Source organism: Gordonia sp. 34D (genome assembly GCF_056682775.1).
Genome location: NZ_CM155293.1, coordinates 2,130,001 through 2,146,594 on the forward strand (window position 1 = coordinate 2,130,001; position 16,594 = coordinate 2,146,594).

Annotated in this window: 15 protein-coding genes, 1 tRNA gene and 1 rRNA gene (1 of these 17 cut by a window edge); 3 read left to right on the forward strand and 14 right to left on the reverse strand. The window is 62.3% G+C overall.

Annotation, left to right across the window (positions count from 1 at the left end):
* Positions 1–171, reverse strand: a 16S ribosomal RNA gene (locus tag AC1L34_RS09885) (it extends 1,350 nt beyond the left edge of the window).
* Positions 172–912: 741 nt separating this feature from the next.
* On the opposite strand from AC1L34_RS09885, the gene AC1L34_RS09890 reads away from it, so the two are divergent.
* Both AC1L34_RS09890 and AC1L34_RS09895 read left to right on the forward strand, forming a co-directional pair.
* Positions 913–2,007 carry a DUF6670 family protein gene (locus AC1L34_RS09890; protein WP_424323250.1) on the forward strand — a complete coding sequence of 365 codons (1,095 nt, stop codon included), beginning with the start codon at positions 913–915 and terminating at the stop codon, positions 2,005–2,007.
* Between the two features lie 181 nt (positions 2,008–2,188).
* Positions 2,189–2,962, forward strand: a complete 774-nt coding sequence (locus tag AC1L34_RS09895; RefSeq protein ID WP_424294595.1) for a nuclear transport factor 2 family protein — start codon at positions 2,189–2,191, stop codon at positions 2,960–2,962.
* A gap of 109 nt (positions 2,963–3,071) precedes the next feature.
* Here the strand turns inward: AC1L34_RS09895 and AC1L34_RS09900 are convergent.
* The 13 genes from AC1L34_RS09900 to AC1L34_RS09960 form a co-directional block, all read right to left on the reverse strand.
* A tRNA-Gln gene (locus AC1L34_RS09900) sits at positions 3,072–3,143 on the reverse strand.
* 42 nt (positions 3,144–3,185) lie between these two features.
* Positions 3,186–4,034, reverse strand: a complete 849-nt coding sequence (locus AC1L34_RS09905) for an oxygenase MpaB family protein (RefSeq protein ID WP_480034730.1) — start codon at positions 4,032–4,034, stop codon at positions 3,186–3,188.
* A 65-nt stretch (positions 4,035–4,099) separates the two neighbouring features.
* Positions 4,100–5,095, reverse strand: coding sequence for an oxygenase MpaB family protein (locus AC1L34_RS09910; protein WP_424323247.1), 996 nt, complete (start codon positions 5,093–5,095; stop codon positions 4,100–4,102).
* A gap of 19 nt (positions 5,096–5,114) precedes the next feature.
* Complete coding sequence (locus AC1L34_RS09915; RefSeq protein WP_424293948.1) at positions 5,115–5,735, reverse strand: hypothetical protein; 621 nt, start codon at positions 5,733–5,735, stop codon at positions 5,115–5,117.
* Positions 5,725–6,954, reverse strand: a complete 1,230-nt coding sequence (locus AC1L34_RS09920; RefSeq protein WP_480034731.1) for an MlaD family protein — start codon at positions 6,952–6,954, stop codon at positions 5,725–5,727. Before AC1L34_RS09920 ends, AC1L34_RS09915 begins: the two co-directional genes overlap by 11 nt.
* A complete protein-coding gene (locus tag AC1L34_RS09925; protein ID WP_480034732.1) occupies positions 6,951–8,066 on the reverse strand; it encodes an MCE family protein in 1,116 nt (371 codons plus the stop codon). The genes AC1L34_RS09920 and AC1L34_RS09925 overlap by 4 nt, the downstream gene beginning before the upstream one ends.
* Positions 8,063–9,232 carry an MCE family protein gene (locus AC1L34_RS09930; RefSeq protein ID WP_424325530.1) on the reverse strand — a complete coding sequence of 390 codons (1,170 nt, stop codon included), beginning with the start codon at positions 9,230–9,232 and terminating at the stop codon, positions 8,063–8,065. The genes AC1L34_RS09925 and AC1L34_RS09930 overlap by 4 nt, the downstream gene beginning before the upstream one ends.
* Entirely contained in the window at positions 9,233–10,276 is a 1,044-nt protein-coding gene (locus tag AC1L34_RS09935; RefSeq protein ID WP_424325529.1) for an MlaD family protein, read from the reverse strand. It abuts the gene before it with no gap.
* Positions 10,277–10,289: 13 nt separating this feature from the next.
* Entirely contained in the window at positions 10,290–11,306 is a 1,017-nt protein-coding gene (locus tag AC1L34_RS09940; protein WP_424323242.1) for an MlaD family protein, read from the reverse strand.
* Positions 11,303–12,610 (reverse strand): MCE family protein, encoded by a 1,308-nt coding sequence (locus AC1L34_RS09945; RefSeq protein WP_424293964.1) that lies wholly within the window; start codon positions 12,608–12,610, stop codon positions 11,303–11,305. Before AC1L34_RS09945 ends, AC1L34_RS09940 begins: the two co-directional genes overlap by 4 nt.
* A gap of 9 nt (positions 12,611–12,619) precedes the next feature.
* A complete protein-coding gene (locus AC1L34_RS09950) occupies positions 12,620–13,507 on the reverse strand; it encodes an MlaE family ABC transporter permease (protein ID WP_424293954.1) in 888 nt (295 codons plus the stop codon).
* Complete coding sequence (locus AC1L34_RS09955) at positions 13,507–14,316, reverse strand: MlaE family ABC transporter permease (RefSeq protein WP_424293955.1); 810 nt, start codon at positions 14,314–14,316, stop codon at positions 13,507–13,509. The genes AC1L34_RS09950 and AC1L34_RS09955 overlap by 1 nt, the downstream gene beginning before the upstream one ends.
* Positions 14,317–14,539: 223 nt before the next feature.
* Entirely contained in the window at positions 14,540–15,205 is a 666-nt protein-coding gene (locus tag AC1L34_RS09960) for a TetR/AcrR family transcriptional regulator (RefSeq protein ID WP_424323241.1), read from the reverse strand.
* A gap of 139 nt (positions 15,206–15,344) precedes the next feature.
* Here AC1L34_RS09960 and AC1L34_RS09965 point away from each other — a divergent pair, with 139 nt between their 5' ends.
* On the forward strand, positions 15,345–16,568 hold the full coding sequence (locus tag AC1L34_RS09965; protein ID WP_424323240.1) for an oxygenase MpaB family protein: 1,224 nt from the start codon (positions 15,345–15,347) through the stop codon (positions 16,566–16,568).
* Positions 16,569–16,594: the final 26 nt, after the last annotated feature.

Consider the following 16,594-nt stretch of genomic DNA (forward strand, 5'->3'; position numbering starts at 1 on the left):
CCGGTATTAGACCCAGTTTCCCAGGCTTATCCCAGAGTTCAGGGCAGATCACCCACGTGTTACTCACCCGTTCGCCACTCGAGTACCCCCGAAGGGGCCTTTCCGTTCGACTTGCATGTGTTAAGCACGCCGCCAGCGTTCGTCCTGAGCCAGGATCAAACTCTCCAACAAAAAATGCAGAAACAAAAGTTTCAACACAAAAGCCAGAAAAATAGAACCTGACCAAATCCAAAAAACTGACATGGTAAAAATCTAAAAACTCATCAACAACCAACCACCCACAAAAGGTAGCCAGTCACAATTTGTCCAAAAGAAATCCCCACGCCACAAAAAATACATCTTATGTGGCATAAGAAAATCCAAAACACACTATCGAGTTCTCAAAGAACACACACCCACCAGCACCAACCCAGCAACAAAACCAGGCCGAACTCCAGCAAGCATCTGAAATTTTTGTTTGGCGCTCCGTCTCCGGCGCGACCTTTCTAACTTAACACCCGGCTTCGATGTTCTGCAAATCGTTGGTTTCTGTTGAGATTCCGTTGATTTTCAGTTTCGAATTAAGGTGTCGACCCCAGGCAAAATCACCGCGAGTTTGTCGCGGTGACGTTTTGTTGGGGGTTTGTCTTTGCGGCCGGGCCGCTCTGACTTCAAATAAGTTACGCACAGATGGAGAGAAGGTCAAATCGCCAGGTCAGGGCGCTAAATTTCCTACGAAGCGACCGATCCCCCCGCCTGTACCTATTTGTCACAGTGACGGAACATGTTGGACTTTCCCTTTATTGATTCACCAAATCCTTCTGCGGGTCGGGAAACGAGGTTCCACATATGTTTACGTTACTGCGAGTTACAGATACTGTGGTTGTATCCGGCCGCGCTTCCTTGGCCGGGCAGTCCACAGTTGGAGGCAACATGAGCCAGTTCGTTTCGACGGCACTTTCGCGCATTGTGATCGACGGGGCGCTACCCCTGGTCGACTCCCGGATCAAGGCGTCAGCCACGCCCTACTCAGGTAAGCCGGCGATGACGCCGAACCTCGGGTCCCGTTGGTCGATGATTCATTACGGGATCTTCCTCCCTAAGCTGCCCGACCCCTACCGCTATCTGAACACCATGACCCTGATCGGCGCGACCGGAACCGAGATCTTCGACAACGACCAACTCGTAGCTCCGGACGCACGCCAAACAACCACCGTCCTCAGTTCCACGGCGCACAGCTCGCCGGAACACGAGGACCAGTACATCTACCGGGCCTACTCCACCGACGACGACTGCGATTTCGCCGACGACGGCTCCCTCCTACGTTGGGGCAACGATCTGACCATCGCCGTTGACGGCAATACCGCGCGCATCACCGGCCGTTACCCGCACTTTGCCGTCGACCTCACGGTCAACCTGACCGACCAGGTCTCATACTTTGTCCGAACCCCCATCTACGACCACTTCAGTCGTCTCGCCCCGTACGAGGGAATGATCAGCGACGCTTCCGGGAGCACACAGATCGAAGGGTTGGGAACATTCGAGTACGCGCGGGCGATGACTCATCAGCGGCTGTTTCGGTCCCCGATCGCGGACCGATGGAAGCTCCCCGCGGACTTCTTTACCTACCAAATCATTGAAATCGACGAACGGACCCAGGTGCTGCTGACGTGTGTCAGCGCTCGCGGTCGTACCGCGTGCCTCTTGATGCACTTGCGAATCCTCGGCGAGGAGACGGCGGTATTCGCCGATACGACCTTTGAAGTGACGGAGTTTGGCGAAGATCTCGTCGACGAGTGGGGGCGTCGAATGCGGGTGCCTGCCCGATTCCGCTGGACGGCCCGAAACGGGGCTGGCCAAGTGCTGACATTGGATGGCGAACCCGACAGCGCGTGGCGGTTTGGTCACGGACGCGGGTATGTCGGTGCGTACACGTACTCCGGAACTCTGCGCGGCGAGGCCGTCCACGGCACCGGATACATCGAGTGGGTCGATACGCAGGCGGAACCCCGAACACTCTGGGGCTAGCTCCGTTTCACCTACCTGGCGGTCCGCAGTGGCGGTCTGCGAGGCGCAAATCGAAAACTGCTCGCTCGGCAGCTGAAGGCTTCGTTGAGACGATTGCGACCGCAGTCACTCGCCGCCCGAACTTCGCCCGATAGCATCCAAGGTCGCGGGACTTCCTCACCCGCAGGCACTAGGAGAAGTCATGTCGGACCGTCAGAAGATGCTGTCGATCGTCGAAGAATCACCGGCGGCCGTCGCCGTGCACGACAAGGCCCAGTGGCTGGGCCTATTCACAGCCGACGGCATCGTCAACGACCCCGTAGGCTCGGAGATCCACCAAGGTCCAGAACAGCTCAGCGCGTTCTATGACACCTTCATCGCCCCGAACAACGTGATCTTCCATCCCGAGCACGACATCGTCTGCGGCAACACCGTAATGCGAGACCTAGAACTTGAGATCCGCATGACCGATCGCGTGATCCTCACCGTCCCCATGCACTTGCGTTACGAGGTGGCCGACGACGAGCACGTCAGCGGGCTCTTCGCGCATTGGGAGCTGCCAACCATGGTCGCGCAGTTCGGCAGCAAGGGTGTGTGGGCGCTGCCGTCGTCGTTGAAGCTGTCGACGCGACTGCTCAAGAACCAGGGACTCGCGGGCACCATGGGTTTCTCCCGCGCTTTCAAGAGTGCCGGCACCAAGGGCAAGGCGCAGGCAGCGGCGTTCCTCGACGCTGTGACCGGCTCCGACAACGCAGCCCTGGCTCAGTTCTCTGCGGTCAACGTGACGTATGGGACGCAACAGCTAGATTCGGCTGACTCGCTGCTCAGCAAACTCGCGGGCTGGACGGCGTCGAAGTTCATTGCCGCTGGCAAGTACGTCACCGTCAGCCTCACCGACGGCACCGACCATGCGGTTGCGATGTGCACCTTCGATGGCCGGACGCTGACCGACGTGACCGTCTTCGTCGAAGCGTAGGGATCCGCGTTCGCGTAGTTCGTTGGTTCTCGCTCCGTCTGGGACGGAGCGAGAACCAACGAAGTACGCGGATAGGGAAAGCAGTGCGCTGAACTGCGCAAAGAGTGTGCTCCGCCGCCAGGACTCGAACCTGAAATGCCTGAACCAAAATCAGGAGTGTTGCCGATTACACCACGGCGGATTACTGCGGAAATGATTGTGCCATAGTGCAGGCGGAGAGCACTCAACCGGTCCGGGAGGCGCGCCGTTCCCGCGACTTCTGCTCACTGTAAGAGAGCGTCTCATAGGCCGAAAGTCGTTCCGCGGCGCGGCGACGTTGGGCTCGCCCCTCGCGACGGCGCCACGCTGCGGGACGTAGTGCAGTCTTCCGACGCATCGACGCGACTTCTCGTTCAAACCGAGCCTGGCGGTCGTCATCCCACTCGACGCCATACGCGGCCCTAACTGTCGGGCCGACGACGCCCCAGGTAAGCAGACGAACCCTCGGCATCTGCTTAATCATCCGTCTCTTGTGGGAGTAGGTGGTGAACACTTGGAATCCCACATCGCCAGCGCGCACCGTTTCCGGTGGATCATCGGGACCCGATCGTGGCAGCGGGATCGGATACCGCGCCTCCCCCTCCGCAATAAGCTGTCGGAGCGCGCCATGACTGGTCGGCCAGTCCGACTGCCGCATCTGCAGAGTGGTCCCGACCCGGGCGAAGTCCGCGACCAGGACGTCGAGAACGTCGTCGTCGATCGGCGACACCAGCAACTGGTAGATGTCGAGCATGCTGACGCACCAGGTTGCCGCCACCCAGAGCTGGAAGCGCGGATCGAACGACGGCTTGCGCCGCGTGTCCGGCGATGCCCCCGCCGGAACCCGAATACTCGCGTGAATCCGGTTCACTTCCCTGACTAACGCCGCAATCTCCTCGTCGTCGCACGCGGCGACCATCCGCATGTACTCCATGGTGCGCGACCACCGGTGTGAAGCCCGGTTGCCGTAGCCACCACTGTCGATCTCCGTATGCGCTACTGCGGGGTCGGCAAGCTGCATCAGCGCCGCGCACGGCCAGAGCAAAGTGCTCACCGAATCGTCGAGCACTTCCGAAAGCGTGGGCCGAGATCGCCTTCCCCCTACCTTGCCATCCACGCTCAGATCATTGCCTTGTCGTGCTTGATGCGGTGTTGCAGGTCCCGCAGTAGCCAGCGACTGCCGCCGAACCGAATGAACTTCGGCAGGAACTTGTTAACCACCGAGACGAAGGTGAAGAGGTGCTCGAACCGGCGGCGGTCGTCGTCGGTCCATTCCAGACCCAACTGGGCGTGAAAAAGCGGCGGCAAGAACCCAATGGTGAGGAACCGCAGCAGATTTGAGAACGGCAGTCGAAGCAGCGGACTGATCATTCGCAGGTCGACAAGGTCGTTGAGGAAATCACAGGTGGTGTCGTCGATGACGACGCGCTGGCAGGCGCGATTCCAGTAGAACTCGAAGTCATTTCGCGTGGGCGGCCACATCTCGTCGGGCACCTGCAGGCTGGTACCCAGCGTCTTGCACGACTGGTAGAACCCATCAGCTTCCTCTGGGCTCATCACGCCGTGCAGCAGTTGGTGCGAATCTTCGATCCCGATGTACAGGCATGCGGCCACCCAAAGTTGCAGCTCGCGATTGAAGGCGTTGTATTTCACCGGGCTGCGTTCGTCGTCGCGCACGTGGCGATGCGCGGAGTTCACCGCCTCGCGAAACTTAGCCTTCTCCTCGTCGGTGCCGAGAATGGCAACCGCCAAGTACTGGGTGGTGGTGCGCGCCCGTTTCCACGGGTGAACCATCAGCGCACCGGTCTCCACCTTGCTCTCCATGACGCCGTAACCCACCTCGGGCCAACCGAGTTGCATCACGACGTTCGCGGCCGCGCCAGCGAATCCCCAAAAGTCGAGCGACTCCTGCACCACCGCAGGCTTGCGCAGGCTGGTCACGCGCCGCTTACGCGTGCTGATCCTGATTCTCGTCTGCTCGGTGCGCAGTTCCGGCGTCACCGTGGCCAGATCGGTCAGGTACTTCGTGTGGTACTTGGTCCACTCCGGGACGGGCCTGCTGTTGTCTGGCTTGCTTGCATCGGGCGCGGCATCTGCCGCATGGTCGACGGTCATTTTCGGTTCTCCTGTCGGGTTACACGGTTTGGACATCGTCGACTAGCCAGCGGTCACCGTCGCGTTTGAGCGAAAGGACCATGCGATACGACTGGTCCTTGCCTTCCGGCGCGACGACGTTGGTCGCCTTCTGATCGACGAACGCAATGACGGTCGCGGTGTCGCCGTCGATTGCCTGCACGGCCGAATGCGAAACCTTCGCGGTCGCCACTCCCTGTCCATTGGCGACGATTTCAGTGAGGGCCTTGACCATCTCGTCGTACTTCGCGGCAAACTGCTGCGTCGACATGGCCTTGATGGCCTCGCGGTTCTTATTGAGGTCGCGGTAGTCGAAGCTCGCGAGCTTGGTGGCGTAGTCGTTAGCGACGGCCGTTACCTGGGTGCGCTCACCATCACTTGCTCCCGATGCGTTGGCGAAATAGTGGTAGCCGAAGAACGCCGTCGCAGCCACGAACGCCACCAGAAGCAGGGACAGTACCGCCGTCGACCGCCTTGCCGCACCCGTCCGCCTACGACCGCCGCGCAGCGGAGCCGTCTTGCGGGCCGCACGCTTGGCCGCGTTCGACGGCGCGACCGCAACCTCCCCGATTTCAACCTCCCCGCCTGAAAGCTCGGGCTCTTGCACCGTGCTACTTGCCATTTCGGGTCCTTTCCAACAGTTCTTGCCACATCAAGAGAAGTTCCGCGCCGTCTGGGATGAGCAACGGATCGCTTACCGCAGGTGGTCCCGCCACGCCGCCGGGCTGCTTCCAGTTGCGGGTGCCGAGGTCGTTTGGCCGCGGAGCGTTGACCGCACCGCGCTGGCCGTGACCGTCCCCCGGCGGGCAGTAGCGCGCCAAGTTCGGCTGCGACGGCGACAGGTCGCCGATGGTGCGGCGCGGCTCGTCGTAGAACAGGCACACCGGCCCCTGAGTGCCGAGCAGTGTGAAGTCGGCGCGGTTGTTCTTGACGATGGACCGCAGGTCCTTCAGGCCCTGCGGGATGGTCTTAAGGCCGGTGCGAAGCGCGTCGCTGCGGTCGGCGATGATCGGCTCCACCGCGACCAGGTTGGCGAGCACGCCACCAAACGTTCCGCGGTACTTGTCGAATAGCGCGGTCGCGCGATCGAGTGCCTGCGGCGAATGATCGAGCAGGTAGACGAACACCGGTTGCGCGCTGTCGAGTTGGCTGGTGAAACTCGCCGCGGACTTCATGCCCTTTTCGAAGCTTGCGGTGGTGTCGGACATCGCGTCGAGCACATCGACCCAATCCCCGAGAAGCCCGGAGATCAGTGGCGCGTTGCGGCGGACCATCGCCGCCAGCGCCGAACCGTTGGCGACCAGCTTGGCCATCGAGTCGGTGTCGCCGGCGAATGCCGTCGCGAGTTCGGTGCCGATGGTCGCGATCGATCCGTCGCGGACGGTCGCCAACAAGGTCGCAGCCTTGCCGATGATCGCGTCCATTTGCATGGGTTGCTTGTCGGCGGGTGCGGCGATGCGATCGCCGTCGTGTAGGAAGGGACCGGACGCCGAGGTGGTCACGATGTCGACGCTTTGAATACCTGCGATCGAACCCATCGTCACCTGGACGTAAGCGTCCTTTGAGATCTCGGTGCCGCTGCGGAGGGTGAGCTCAATGTCGGCCGACCCACCGTCGCTTGAGAGCTTCGACGACGTGACCGAACCGACGTCGACACCGCGCAACGTGACGCCTGTGCCCTCGCTGAGGCCGAACGCATCCTGAAGGGAAGCGTGCAGGCGCAGCTTGGACCCGAAGCCCTCGGTACCCGTAACGAAGTTGATCCCCAGCGGCATCACGAGTGCGGCGACGGCGATAAACAACAGGAACTGAAAAGTTCCAACGGGAAGGCGATTTCTCATCGTCGGCCCTTCTTCGTCGGCTGCTTGGTTCGCGGTGCAGGCTTTTGGGATCCGGCTGCGCCGCCGGTCAGGACGTCGGCGAGCTCGCCGGGCGTCGGGAGCGGCTGACCGGACGCGAGCATGCCGCCCGTGAGAATTTTGTCGATGCTGCCGGGCACGTCGAGCGCCCCGTCGAACGTCAGATAATCGCCGCGGACCGCCGACGAGAAGTTCGCCATGAAGGCGTTCATCTGGGTGAGCGTCTGCCCGACGTCCCTGTTAAACGACCCCAAAGCACCGACAAGCGTGCTCGCGTCAGGAACCAGTTGGTTGAGTTGCTGCTGCCTGCCTTGGGTGATGTCGGCCAGATTCTTCGTCAGCCCTGAGGTTTGGGTCATCAACGCGGCAATGCGATCGCGCTGACCAGAAAGCACCGCCACCGCCCGCGGCGTCTGGTCGAGGAACTCGGTGACCTTTCCCTGATTCGCGGCAAAGACCTCGCTGACCCGCGCCGCCGCCTGCATCGCCCGATTGAAGTCGCGGGTGTACGGCGACGACGTCGACAGCAATCGGTTGAGGGTGTCGATGAGGTCGCCAACCTTGTCGGACCTGGTGGCGAAGGCCTCGTTGAGGCTGCTAATGATCGACTGCAACTGTCCGAGCCCGCTGCCGGTCACGACGGTGCCGAGTGCGGCGAGGGTGCCCTCCACCTGGGGTCCGATGGAACTGTCGTCGACGCCGATCAGACTGCCGTCGGTCAGCTCGCCCTTCGGATTCGCTGGTGGCTCCAATCTGATGAACGGTGTCCCGAGCGCCGACGGCACCTCGAGTGCCGCGGTCACATTGGCTGGCAGGTTGATATCCCGATCGAGTTTGAGGGTCAGCCTCGCTCCCCTGCCGGTGAGGCCGATATCGACGACGCGACCAATCACCTGCTGGCCGGTCCGAACGTCGGCGCCAGCCACTACGCCGTCGGCCACCGCGAAGTCCGCGGTCACGTCAATGCCTCCGCTGCCGCCGCCGACCGGCAAATCTTGGAGCCCGTAGGCACAGCCGGTGAGCGACGCGGTCAGCGAGACGCCAACCACGACAGCCGCGGTCTTCGAGGTGAGACGATGCTTCCGGTTTCTCATCGGGGACCTTCCTTCGGCGCTTGCGGCAGTGCCCCGGTGATTGTCGAAACGATGCCGAGCGGGTCGGACATCGAAATCGGAAACGAGATCGGATTGGTGAGTCCGGCGCCGGTGCAGATTGGCATCGGGAACTTGTCGCACAGCGGCTTCAAAGTCTTGAACTGCGTCAGCGTGGTCGAGACATTGAGTCGGATACGACCGCGGCGGTCGGGTCCGACGGTGCTAGAAAGGTTCTGCATCATCAGGGGCGCCAGATCCATAAACTCGGCGAGTCCCGAACGGTTGGCCGCCAGCACTTTGCCGAGCTCTTCCAGGTTGCTCGCGACGGTGCCGACATCGTCGCCGTGTTCGGTGACAAACTGGTTGATCTGGCCGAAGACAATCTTGAGGTCGTTGATGGGAGTCGCGATATCTTGGTTCGCGGTGCTCCACTGATCTGACAGAGCCCCCATCGATCGCACGAGGCCGTCGAGAGAGACCTGCTTGGCCTTGAAGGTGTTCATCAGTTGATCGAGGCTGACGATGAGCCCTTCGACGTCCCCGCTGCGCGCCCCGATGATCCCGCTCGCCGAGGACAGTTCGGACAGTGCCCGCGCAAACTTCGGACCACCACCGGCCCACGAGTCGGCGGTCCGGTTTAGCAGGGTGCCGAGGTCACCGCCGGGCGGAGCACCGGAGTCACCGCCAGCGCTTGGACCCAAAATGTCGGTGATGGTGCTCATGCTGCCGAGCAGTTGGTCAAAGCTGATCGGCGCGCGGGTGCGCTTAAGCGGGATGGTCGCGCCGTCGTCTAGTTGCGGCCCACCGGTGTACGCGGGTGCCAGCTCAAGGTGTCGCTCACTGATGATCGACGGATTCTGGATCAGCGCCTGCACCTCGGCCGGTAGCTTCACCCCGCCGTCGATGGTCATGTCGACGAGCACTCGGTCGCCTTTGGGAGTGAGGGAATCGATGCGCCCCACCGGAACCCCGAGGACCGTCACCTTGGAGCCTTCGTACAGCCCGTTGGTGAAAGCGAACTCGGCGCGGACGGTGCGGACGTCCGGCTGACGGATGAACGCGAACCAAAGGCCGGCCACCAGGGCGGCGATCAACGCGAGTACCAGCATCACGCGGCCGCCGTATCGCTTGCGTTGCCGAACCTCTCGAACCTGACGAAACGCCATCTAGCTGCACCCCTTCATGACTCCGAGGACGCACAGCAGGCTGTCCGGGAGAATCGCTGAGGGCGACGTGACGTCGGCCCAGTTGCCGTTGCCGGTGGAGTCGGTGATGGTGCGCATCGACGGCGGCAGGTTGGTGAGGATCTTGGTGATTTGGTCGGCGTTGCTCGCGAGAGTGTCGGTGACCTCGACGATGTTCGTCGTCAGCTGGGCCATCGGAATCTGCGGGAACGTCGATGCCATCTGGCGCAGCACCAGCCGCAAGTTGTCGGCCAGCCTGGTGAGCAGGTGTCGCCGAATCACCAGCATCTGAGCCACCGACTGGGCATTGCCGAAAGCCTTCGCGATGGAATCGGACTGCTGGGCAGAGATCTCGGCAAGTCCCTTGGCCGTCGACAGCAGCTGGTCGAGTTGCTTTCCGGTGCCAGTCACCGCAACAGCGGCCCCGCTAATTCCCGTCATGGAAGCGGTGAGTCGATCGGCGTTCGGCACGAGGTCTTGCATCGTCGTCATCAGGCTGCGCATCACCTGCGGGTTGATCTCGTCCGACGTGGTGACTGCATCCGACGACAGGTCGTCGAGGCTGTAGGAGTTCCCGGCGCGACTCAACGGGATGGTGTTGTTTGGGCCAACGCTGCCGCTGCCGGCGGGAATGATCTCGAGGTACCGCTTGCCCAGGACGGTGCGCAGCCGGACATCCGAGCGCGTTTGGTTGCCGAGGGGCTGGTGATTGTCGAGCCGGAAGCCGACGCGCACCCGGTCACCGGCGAGGTCGATCGACTCGATGCGCCCGGCCGGAACACCGGCAACCAACACCGGGTCGGCGGTAGTGAGACCGCCAGCATTGGGGAGCTCGGCGGTGTACTCCGAGGTTCCCGACCGGTAGGTCAATTGCGGGATGCCAATGGCCCCAACCATCAGCAGCACGAGGACGAAGATTCCCGCGGTGCCGAGAGCGGCGGGCGAGGCACCGCTGTTGCGGCGGCCGGGTTTGAAGATGAACTCCAGAACCCCGACAAAGATATCGATGAGGCGAACTAGAAACACGCGGCCTTCTCCCCTACCTGCACATCTTTGAATGCGACGTGCCGAAGATATTGGCTTCCAAACCACCGGCTTTCAGCGTGAAATTGCACATGTACAGCGACATGAAGCCGCCGTAACGTCCGGCGTGATTAATCTTGTCCGCCATCACCGGCAGCCTTTCGAGGAATGTTTGGAACCCGGCTGTGTTCGGTATCCATGCCCCCGTCACGTCTTTGAGACCGGTCAGGGCGTCGGTGAAGTCGTCGCCTGCCGAAGTCATCATTTGCGCCAGCGCGGCGATGGCACGATCGCCGGTGTCGAACAGTGCGGTCAGTTGTCCTTGGTCACCGACGATTGACGTGGTGAGGGCACCGAGTCCGGCGAACAGCTCGTTGAGCTGCCCGGTGCGCTCGTCGGCACTGAGCATCAAGGTGTTGAGGTTGGTCACGACACGGCCGAATACCGCGCTGTTCGCCGAAAGGTTCGCACCCATCGAGGCGATCTGCCGCAGCAGGAGGTCGACCGATTTCGTGCGGCCAGCGAAGGTATCGACGAAGCCCTGGGCGAGGTCGTTGACCTGCTTGGGTTCCAGCGAAGCGAAGAGCGGTTGAAAGCCGTTCATCAGAGCCGTCAGGTTGACCGGCGGACTGGTCGCGGCCACCGCGACGGTGTTCCCGACCCGGAGTGGCGCAGTATTCGACGGTTCGATGGCGATGTATCGCGCCCCGAGCATGTCGCCGTAGCGGATGGCGGCGTGCATGCGCTCGGGCAGCGGGTGGTCGGATTGGACCGCGACGTCGACCCGGGCGAGCGAGGTACCGTCAGCTTGCGGGTCGAGGGAAATGCCTTCGACCCGACCGATCCGAACGCCGGACATCTTGACCGGGTTGCCCTCGATGATGCCTTCGGTGTCGGTGAAAACGAGGGTGTAGCGGTCGACGGATCCGCCGACCGGCACACGCAGGGTATTGATCACCAGCAGCGCAGCAATGGCACCGACAAGAATGAACAGCGCCGACTTCACGATGGTCGAGAAAGACAGAGTGGTCATCGGAGCCTCACCTCGGTTCCACGGACCATGGGTCCGAGCATCAGCGTGGTCGCCGGATTGGGGTTGCCCGGCGCGGTCTTCCGGTTCGACGACGGTCGTAGCGATTTCTCGATCGCACCCAGCGGTGCGGCCTCGGTGGGACCGCCGACGATGTCGGGCCGGTTGGAAGGTGAGCGGCGCGGTGGATTCAGGACCCGTCCAGGCCCCTGCCCCGGTTTACGCACCGGACCCACGCCGTACTCCGCGCCTCGACCGTGGCACTGCGCGCCGCGGAGGTTTCCGTATTCGGGGCAGTCGGCTGCGGTGTAGGGCATCGGCTGCGAGAACGTCGCGACGGTCGTGATGTTGAATCGCCCGGTGGAGAACAGAAGGGCTCCGGCTTTTCCGAACTTCTCGGCCTCGGCAATTGTGTTTGAGATGCCGGTCGGGTTCTCGGCGACCGTGGACACGATGGTTCCGGTGGCGTCGAGCACGGTGATCAGCGAGGCGCGGTGCTTCGCGACGAACGAGCCCGTCGCGGAGACAAAGTCAGCCGCGGATGTCAGGAACGCGCTCAGGGAGTCCTGGTGATCGACGATGCCCCGTGAGATCGAGGTGATTGATTCTATCGTTTCGATGACCGCGGGGGTGGCGCGCTCGAGGCTTTCGACGACGGCCCGAAACTTCGGCGTCGCATCGATGAACTCGTTGACGGACGCTTCAATCTCCTTTGACGCCGCCCACCAGTTGTCGATCATCAGACCGAGTTCGTCACCGCGACCGGCGACGGCATCGCTGATGGCAGTCAGTGCGACGGTGAGTTGCTGCGGTTGCACCTCGCCGATCAGCGTCGAGAGCTTGGTGAAGATGTCGTACAGGTTCACCGCATCCGCGCCGTCGTCGATGGCGACCTGGTCTCCGCCGGTCAGCGGTTCCGGCTCGGTCCCCGTGAGGTACACCGGTGAGGTCCCGGGCACGAGTTGGACATACATGTCGCCGAAGAAGGTGCGGGGTAAGACGCGCGCCACCACCGACCGGGGGATCTGTCCGATCGCCGAGTCTGCGAGGGCGAGCGTCACGCGGGAGGACTTCTTACCCGGGTTGATCGCGGCGATTTCGCCAACCTTGACTCCGTGGTAGCGGACCGGCGCGCCTTCCGTGATGACACCCACGGCGACTGGGACCTCCACAAAGACATCGGAGTCGGTGGCGAACCAGCCAGCGCTGCGGCCGATCATCGAGAGGCTGAAAACGCCGATCGCGAGTGCCGCGATGAACGCTCTGAAGCCGTAGCGAAACTTCGATACCGGGCGTCCCGGCAGCATCACGGTCACCTACATCCCCATCCCGGGAATCTCGGGGACCAAACCCCAGAGGCCAAAGGTGAGGATCACGTCGAAGATTCCGATAGCGAGGATCGAGGTCCGCAAAGCGCGACCGGCCGCCTGGCCCACGCCTTCGGGGCCACCGCTGGCGAAGTAGCCGTACGAGCAGTGGACCAGCGTGACGATGGCGGCGAAGACTATCGCTTTGAGCGCCGAATAGAGCAGGTCGGTGGGGCTGAGGGCGAGGTGAAAGAAGTAGTCGTAGGTGCCCGACGATTCTCCGTGAAACCACACGACAACGAGCCTGGTCGCGAGGTAGCTCGCGAGTAGCCCCACCATGTAGATCGGGAGTACGCAGACCATCGCCGCGATCATTCGCGTGGTCGCCAAGAACGGCACCGAGCGGATCGCCATCGCATCGAGGGCGGCGATCTCATCGGAGATCCGCATGGCACCGATCTGCGCGGTGAAGCCGGTCCCGACCTTGGCTGCCAGCGCGATCGCCACGACGACGGGTGCCAACTCTCTGGTGTTGGCGATGGCGGCGAGCATGCCCGACATCGACGTCATCCCGACAAGTTGCAGACCTCGGTAGGTTTCCAGGCCGAGCATTGCCGCGGCGGCGAGCGACATCGCGAGAACGATGCCGATGGTGCCGCCGCCCGACAACAAGGACTTGGTGCCGAAGGTGACTTCGCTGATCTGTCGGATCACGTGCTTGCGGTAATGGATCAACGCGAACGGCACGGCAGCGATGGCGAGCCAAACGAATGTCACATACTCGCCGAAGCGGACCGTTCCGTCGACGATGCCGTCGATCCAACGCCCACCGCGCTCGCGAACCCGGAGGGTGACGTCGCTGCGTGATGGCAGCGAGAGTCCGGCGTTCCCGGTCATCAGTAGGCCCCCACTGCGGGAACGATCACCGAGTACAACTGCGAGAGAACCGTGTTGAACACGAAGACGAGTGCAAACGCGATCACCACTGCTTCATTGACGGCATCGGCCACTCCGCTGGGACCGCCCCGAGCGTGCAGTCCTTTAAAGCACGCGACGATGGTCGACAGCAGAGCGAAAAGTGCCGACTTTATCAACGCCATCACAAAGTCGGACATCCGGCCGTACTGGCTAAAGGTTGCCATGAAACTGCCGGCGGGGAGATGCTGCACGTAGATGTGGTAGAGGTAGCAGGCCCCGACGCCGGTCACGGTGATCAGCGAGCACAGGACGAGGGCGACGACGATCGCCGCCGCGATGCGCGGGGCCACGAGGCGCTCGATCACGTTGACACCCATGACCTCCATCGCGTCGATCTCTTCGCGGATCTTGCGCGACCCGAGATCGGTGCAGATGGCTGATCCGGCGACACCCGCCATCATGAGCGCACTGACGAGTGCCGAGGCCTGGCCAACGATGATGAACGCCACCACGGCACCGGAGTAGCCGCCGGCACCGATGCGCCCGGCCAACTCCCCCACGGAGACTGCGATGAAGACACCAACCGGGATCATCAGCAGCAGCGAGGGTCCGGTGCTCACGCGTCCGATGAAGATCGTCTGGTTGAGCGTCTCAGCAATTGACAGGCGCAGTCGCGCAACGGTGACGAACAGCGATCCGATGGACTGCAGCGCAAAGCCGAGTGTGTGTCCAGCTTCAACAGCCAGATCTCGCATTGGCCCCTTTGACTGCGGCAGCTCAAATGCCATCGATGCCCCGTTCCCAAGTGAATGTTACAGCTTGGCGTGAAACGTAACACAGAATGAAATTTGTGCAAGAGTCGTCACAATTTATGCAGGTAAACGAGTTGCCTCAACCCGGAATGGGGCCACTGACTGTAGCGACAGTTACTAATGGAACACGTATGTGTCACATGGTTGAACTGGGACTATCGGGAAAATGAAACACTTGCGCGGCTGAAGTGTCTGGCGATCAGGAACGCTTGAGACCCAAGATCGGCAGCAAGAACTCGCGTGCGAAGTCAGTCAGGGCCGCTTCGTCGTCATAGTCAACAAGGTCACTGGGGGTCGTCAAGAACGATCCGGCGATGCGAACCAGCAGATCAGCGGCCGGAATTGTGCGCACCCTGGCCGGAATGTTGCCCGCGCCCTGCTCCCGCAGAATTTGGTGAGCCACAAAGTCGCGAACTGCAGCCAGGGTGCGTCCATCGCCACCCCCCACAACGCCGGGGACCATCGCCGGCTCGGTCTCCAGGAGTTTGCGAATCAATCGGTTGCCACCGATTGTGCGCAGCGATGTCACAAATGCCATCACCACCCTGTCAGCCGCAGTCGAGGCCGCCGCCATGCCCTGTAGATATTCACCGAAATACCGCTGAAACTCGCGCAGCATCACGGCGTCTACCAGCGCGTCTTTGGTGTCGAACTTTCGGTAGATGGTGATTCGTGCGGTCCCCGCGCGGCGGGCAACTTCCTCCATCGATGCGCGCGCGACTCCGGTCTCGCAGAACTGCTCATACGCTGCGTCGAGCAGCTTTTCACGGGTGGCATCGACAGGCTCAAGGCCACCTTCGGTGACCTGTCGCATTGCGCGGGCAAACAGCGACGCTTCCGGCCTTGCCGCGGGCGGGATCGCCACAGGCAGCTCACTCTCCTCGATAACAGGTCCCCCGACCGGTCGTCTTACGGTATCGCCGATTCGCCTGACGGGACGCGACGATGCGCCTATGTTACAGATTTAGATTGTTTGTACCATCCGAAACTGCTGGGAGAACATCATGGAGCAACCGACTCGACGGACCATCCTGAAATCTGGAGCGACGCTCGGCGCGGCGGGCGTGATCGCGGCGGTGGCGCCGTCGACACCGTGGACTTGGTCGCCTGCCCTCTCGGTGCCGGGCGCTGGCGCAGGCGCGGACCCGCATGGGGTGTGGGATCCCGAGTGCGACGACCTCGTCGCCGACCTGGCGCGCCGCGGCGAAATACCGAAGGTAAACAGACTCCTCAAACATTGGATCCACAACGGCCAGCCGCTTCCCGCGGGCCTTCCGTCGGACCTGCACGACTTCCTGACCCGCGCTAAAGATCTACCCGACTGGGCCGACAGCGGAAAGTTGACCGCCGCCGCCGCTTTTAACGAGAAGCGCGGGACCTATCTTGGCGTCATCTACGGCTTCGTCAGCGGCATGCTCAGCACCGTGATCCCGAGGGAGGCCCGCGCCGTGTACTACTCGTACGGCGGTGCCGCCATGAAGGAGCGGATCTCAAAGACCGCCAAGCTCGGCTACGACATCGGTACCGCCAATGCCTTCGCTCCCGATGGCGAACACATCGTGACCTGCGTCAAAACCCGCCTGGCACACTCCGGCGTCCGGAACCTCCTCCCGCGTTCGCCTTACTGGCAGCACAGTGCCGAGGAAAAGCTGCCGATCAGCCAGGCCGACATGATGGTGACGTGGCACAGCCTCCCGACCAGCGCGATGCGCCAATTCAAAAAGTGGGGTGTGCCCGTTGACCGCAAGGAGTCCACAGGCTTCCTGCATTCCTGGCAACTGACGGCACACGCACTCGGCATCAAGGACGAGTACATTCCCGCCAACTGGCAGGCTGCAGAGTCGCAGGCCAAACAGGTTCTGGATCCGATCGTCGCCCCAACTCCGGAAGGGATCAAGCTGGCGCACCTGCTGCTGGACCTGGGCAAGAACCTCGATCTCTCACTCGTGAGCCGGGGCGTGCTGGGGGCCCTCACCCGTTTTATGCTGGGCGATCAGATCGCTGACGGACTGAAGATCCCGCGCGAGCCCGTCTGGTCGCCGATGCTCGAACTTTCCTGGGGCCCGTACGTGGCCGTTCGCGAAGGCGTGCTTCAAGCGGGGATGCCCCCGAAGGCGTACTGGCTGTTCGACGAATTTCTCCGACAGTTCGTCTTGCTCTACATGTCGGAGTTGCGCCTGCCAATCAGCATTGAGATCCCGATGATGAACAACCCGCACTACCGGTGACCTGATCGCGCCGCACGCCGGAGAAC

Bases quoted from the DNA above. Each gene is read 5' to 3' on its own strand.
- AC1L34_RS09890 (WP_424323250.1), top strand. From the start codon at position 913: ATGAGCCAGTTCGTTTCGACGGCACTTTCGCGCATTGTGATCGACGGG.
- AC1L34_RS09895 (WP_424294595.1), top strand. From the start codon at position 2,189: ATGTCGGACCGTCAGAAGATGCTGTCGATCGTCGAAGAATCACCGGCG.
- AC1L34_RS09910 (WP_424323247.1), bottom strand. From the start codon at position 5,095: ATGACCGTCGACCATGCGGCAGATGCCGCGCCCGATGCAAGCAAGCCA.
- AC1L34_RS09915 (WP_424293948.1), bottom strand. From the start codon at position 5,735: ATGGCAAGTAGCACGGTGCAAGAGCCCGAGCTTTCAGGCGGGGAGGTT.
- AC1L34_RS09920 (WP_480034731.1), bottom strand. From the start codon at position 6,954: ATGAGAAATCGCCTTCCCGTTGGAACTTTTCAGTTCCTGTTGTTTATC.
- AC1L34_RS09925 (WP_480034732.1), bottom strand. From the start codon at position 8,066: ATGAGAAACCGGAAGCATCGTCTCACCTCGAAGACCGCGGCTGTCGTG.
- AC1L34_RS09930 (WP_424325530.1), bottom strand. From the start codon at position 9,232: ATGGCGTTTCGTCAGGTTCGAGAGGTTCGGCAACGCAAGCGATACGGC.
- AC1L34_RS09940 (WP_424323242.1), bottom strand. From the start codon at position 11,306: ATGACCACTCTGTCTTTCTCGACCATCGTGAAGTCGGCGCTGTTCATT.
- AC1L34_RS09945 (WP_424293964.1), bottom strand. From the start codon at position 12,610: ATGCTGCCGGGACGCCCGGTATCGAAGTTTCGCTACGGCTTCAGAGCG.
- AC1L34_RS09950 (WP_424293954.1), bottom strand. From the start codon at position 13,507: ATGACCGGGAACGCCGGACTCTCGCTGCCATCACGCAGCGACGTCACC.
- AC1L34_RS09955 (WP_424293955.1), bottom strand. From the start codon at position 14,316: ATGGCATTTGAGCTGCCGCAGTCAAAGGGGCCAATGCGAGATCTGGCT.
- AC1L34_RS09965 (WP_424323240.1), top strand. From the start codon at position 15,345: ATGGAGCAACCGACTCGACGGACCATCCTGAAATCTGGAGCGACGCTC.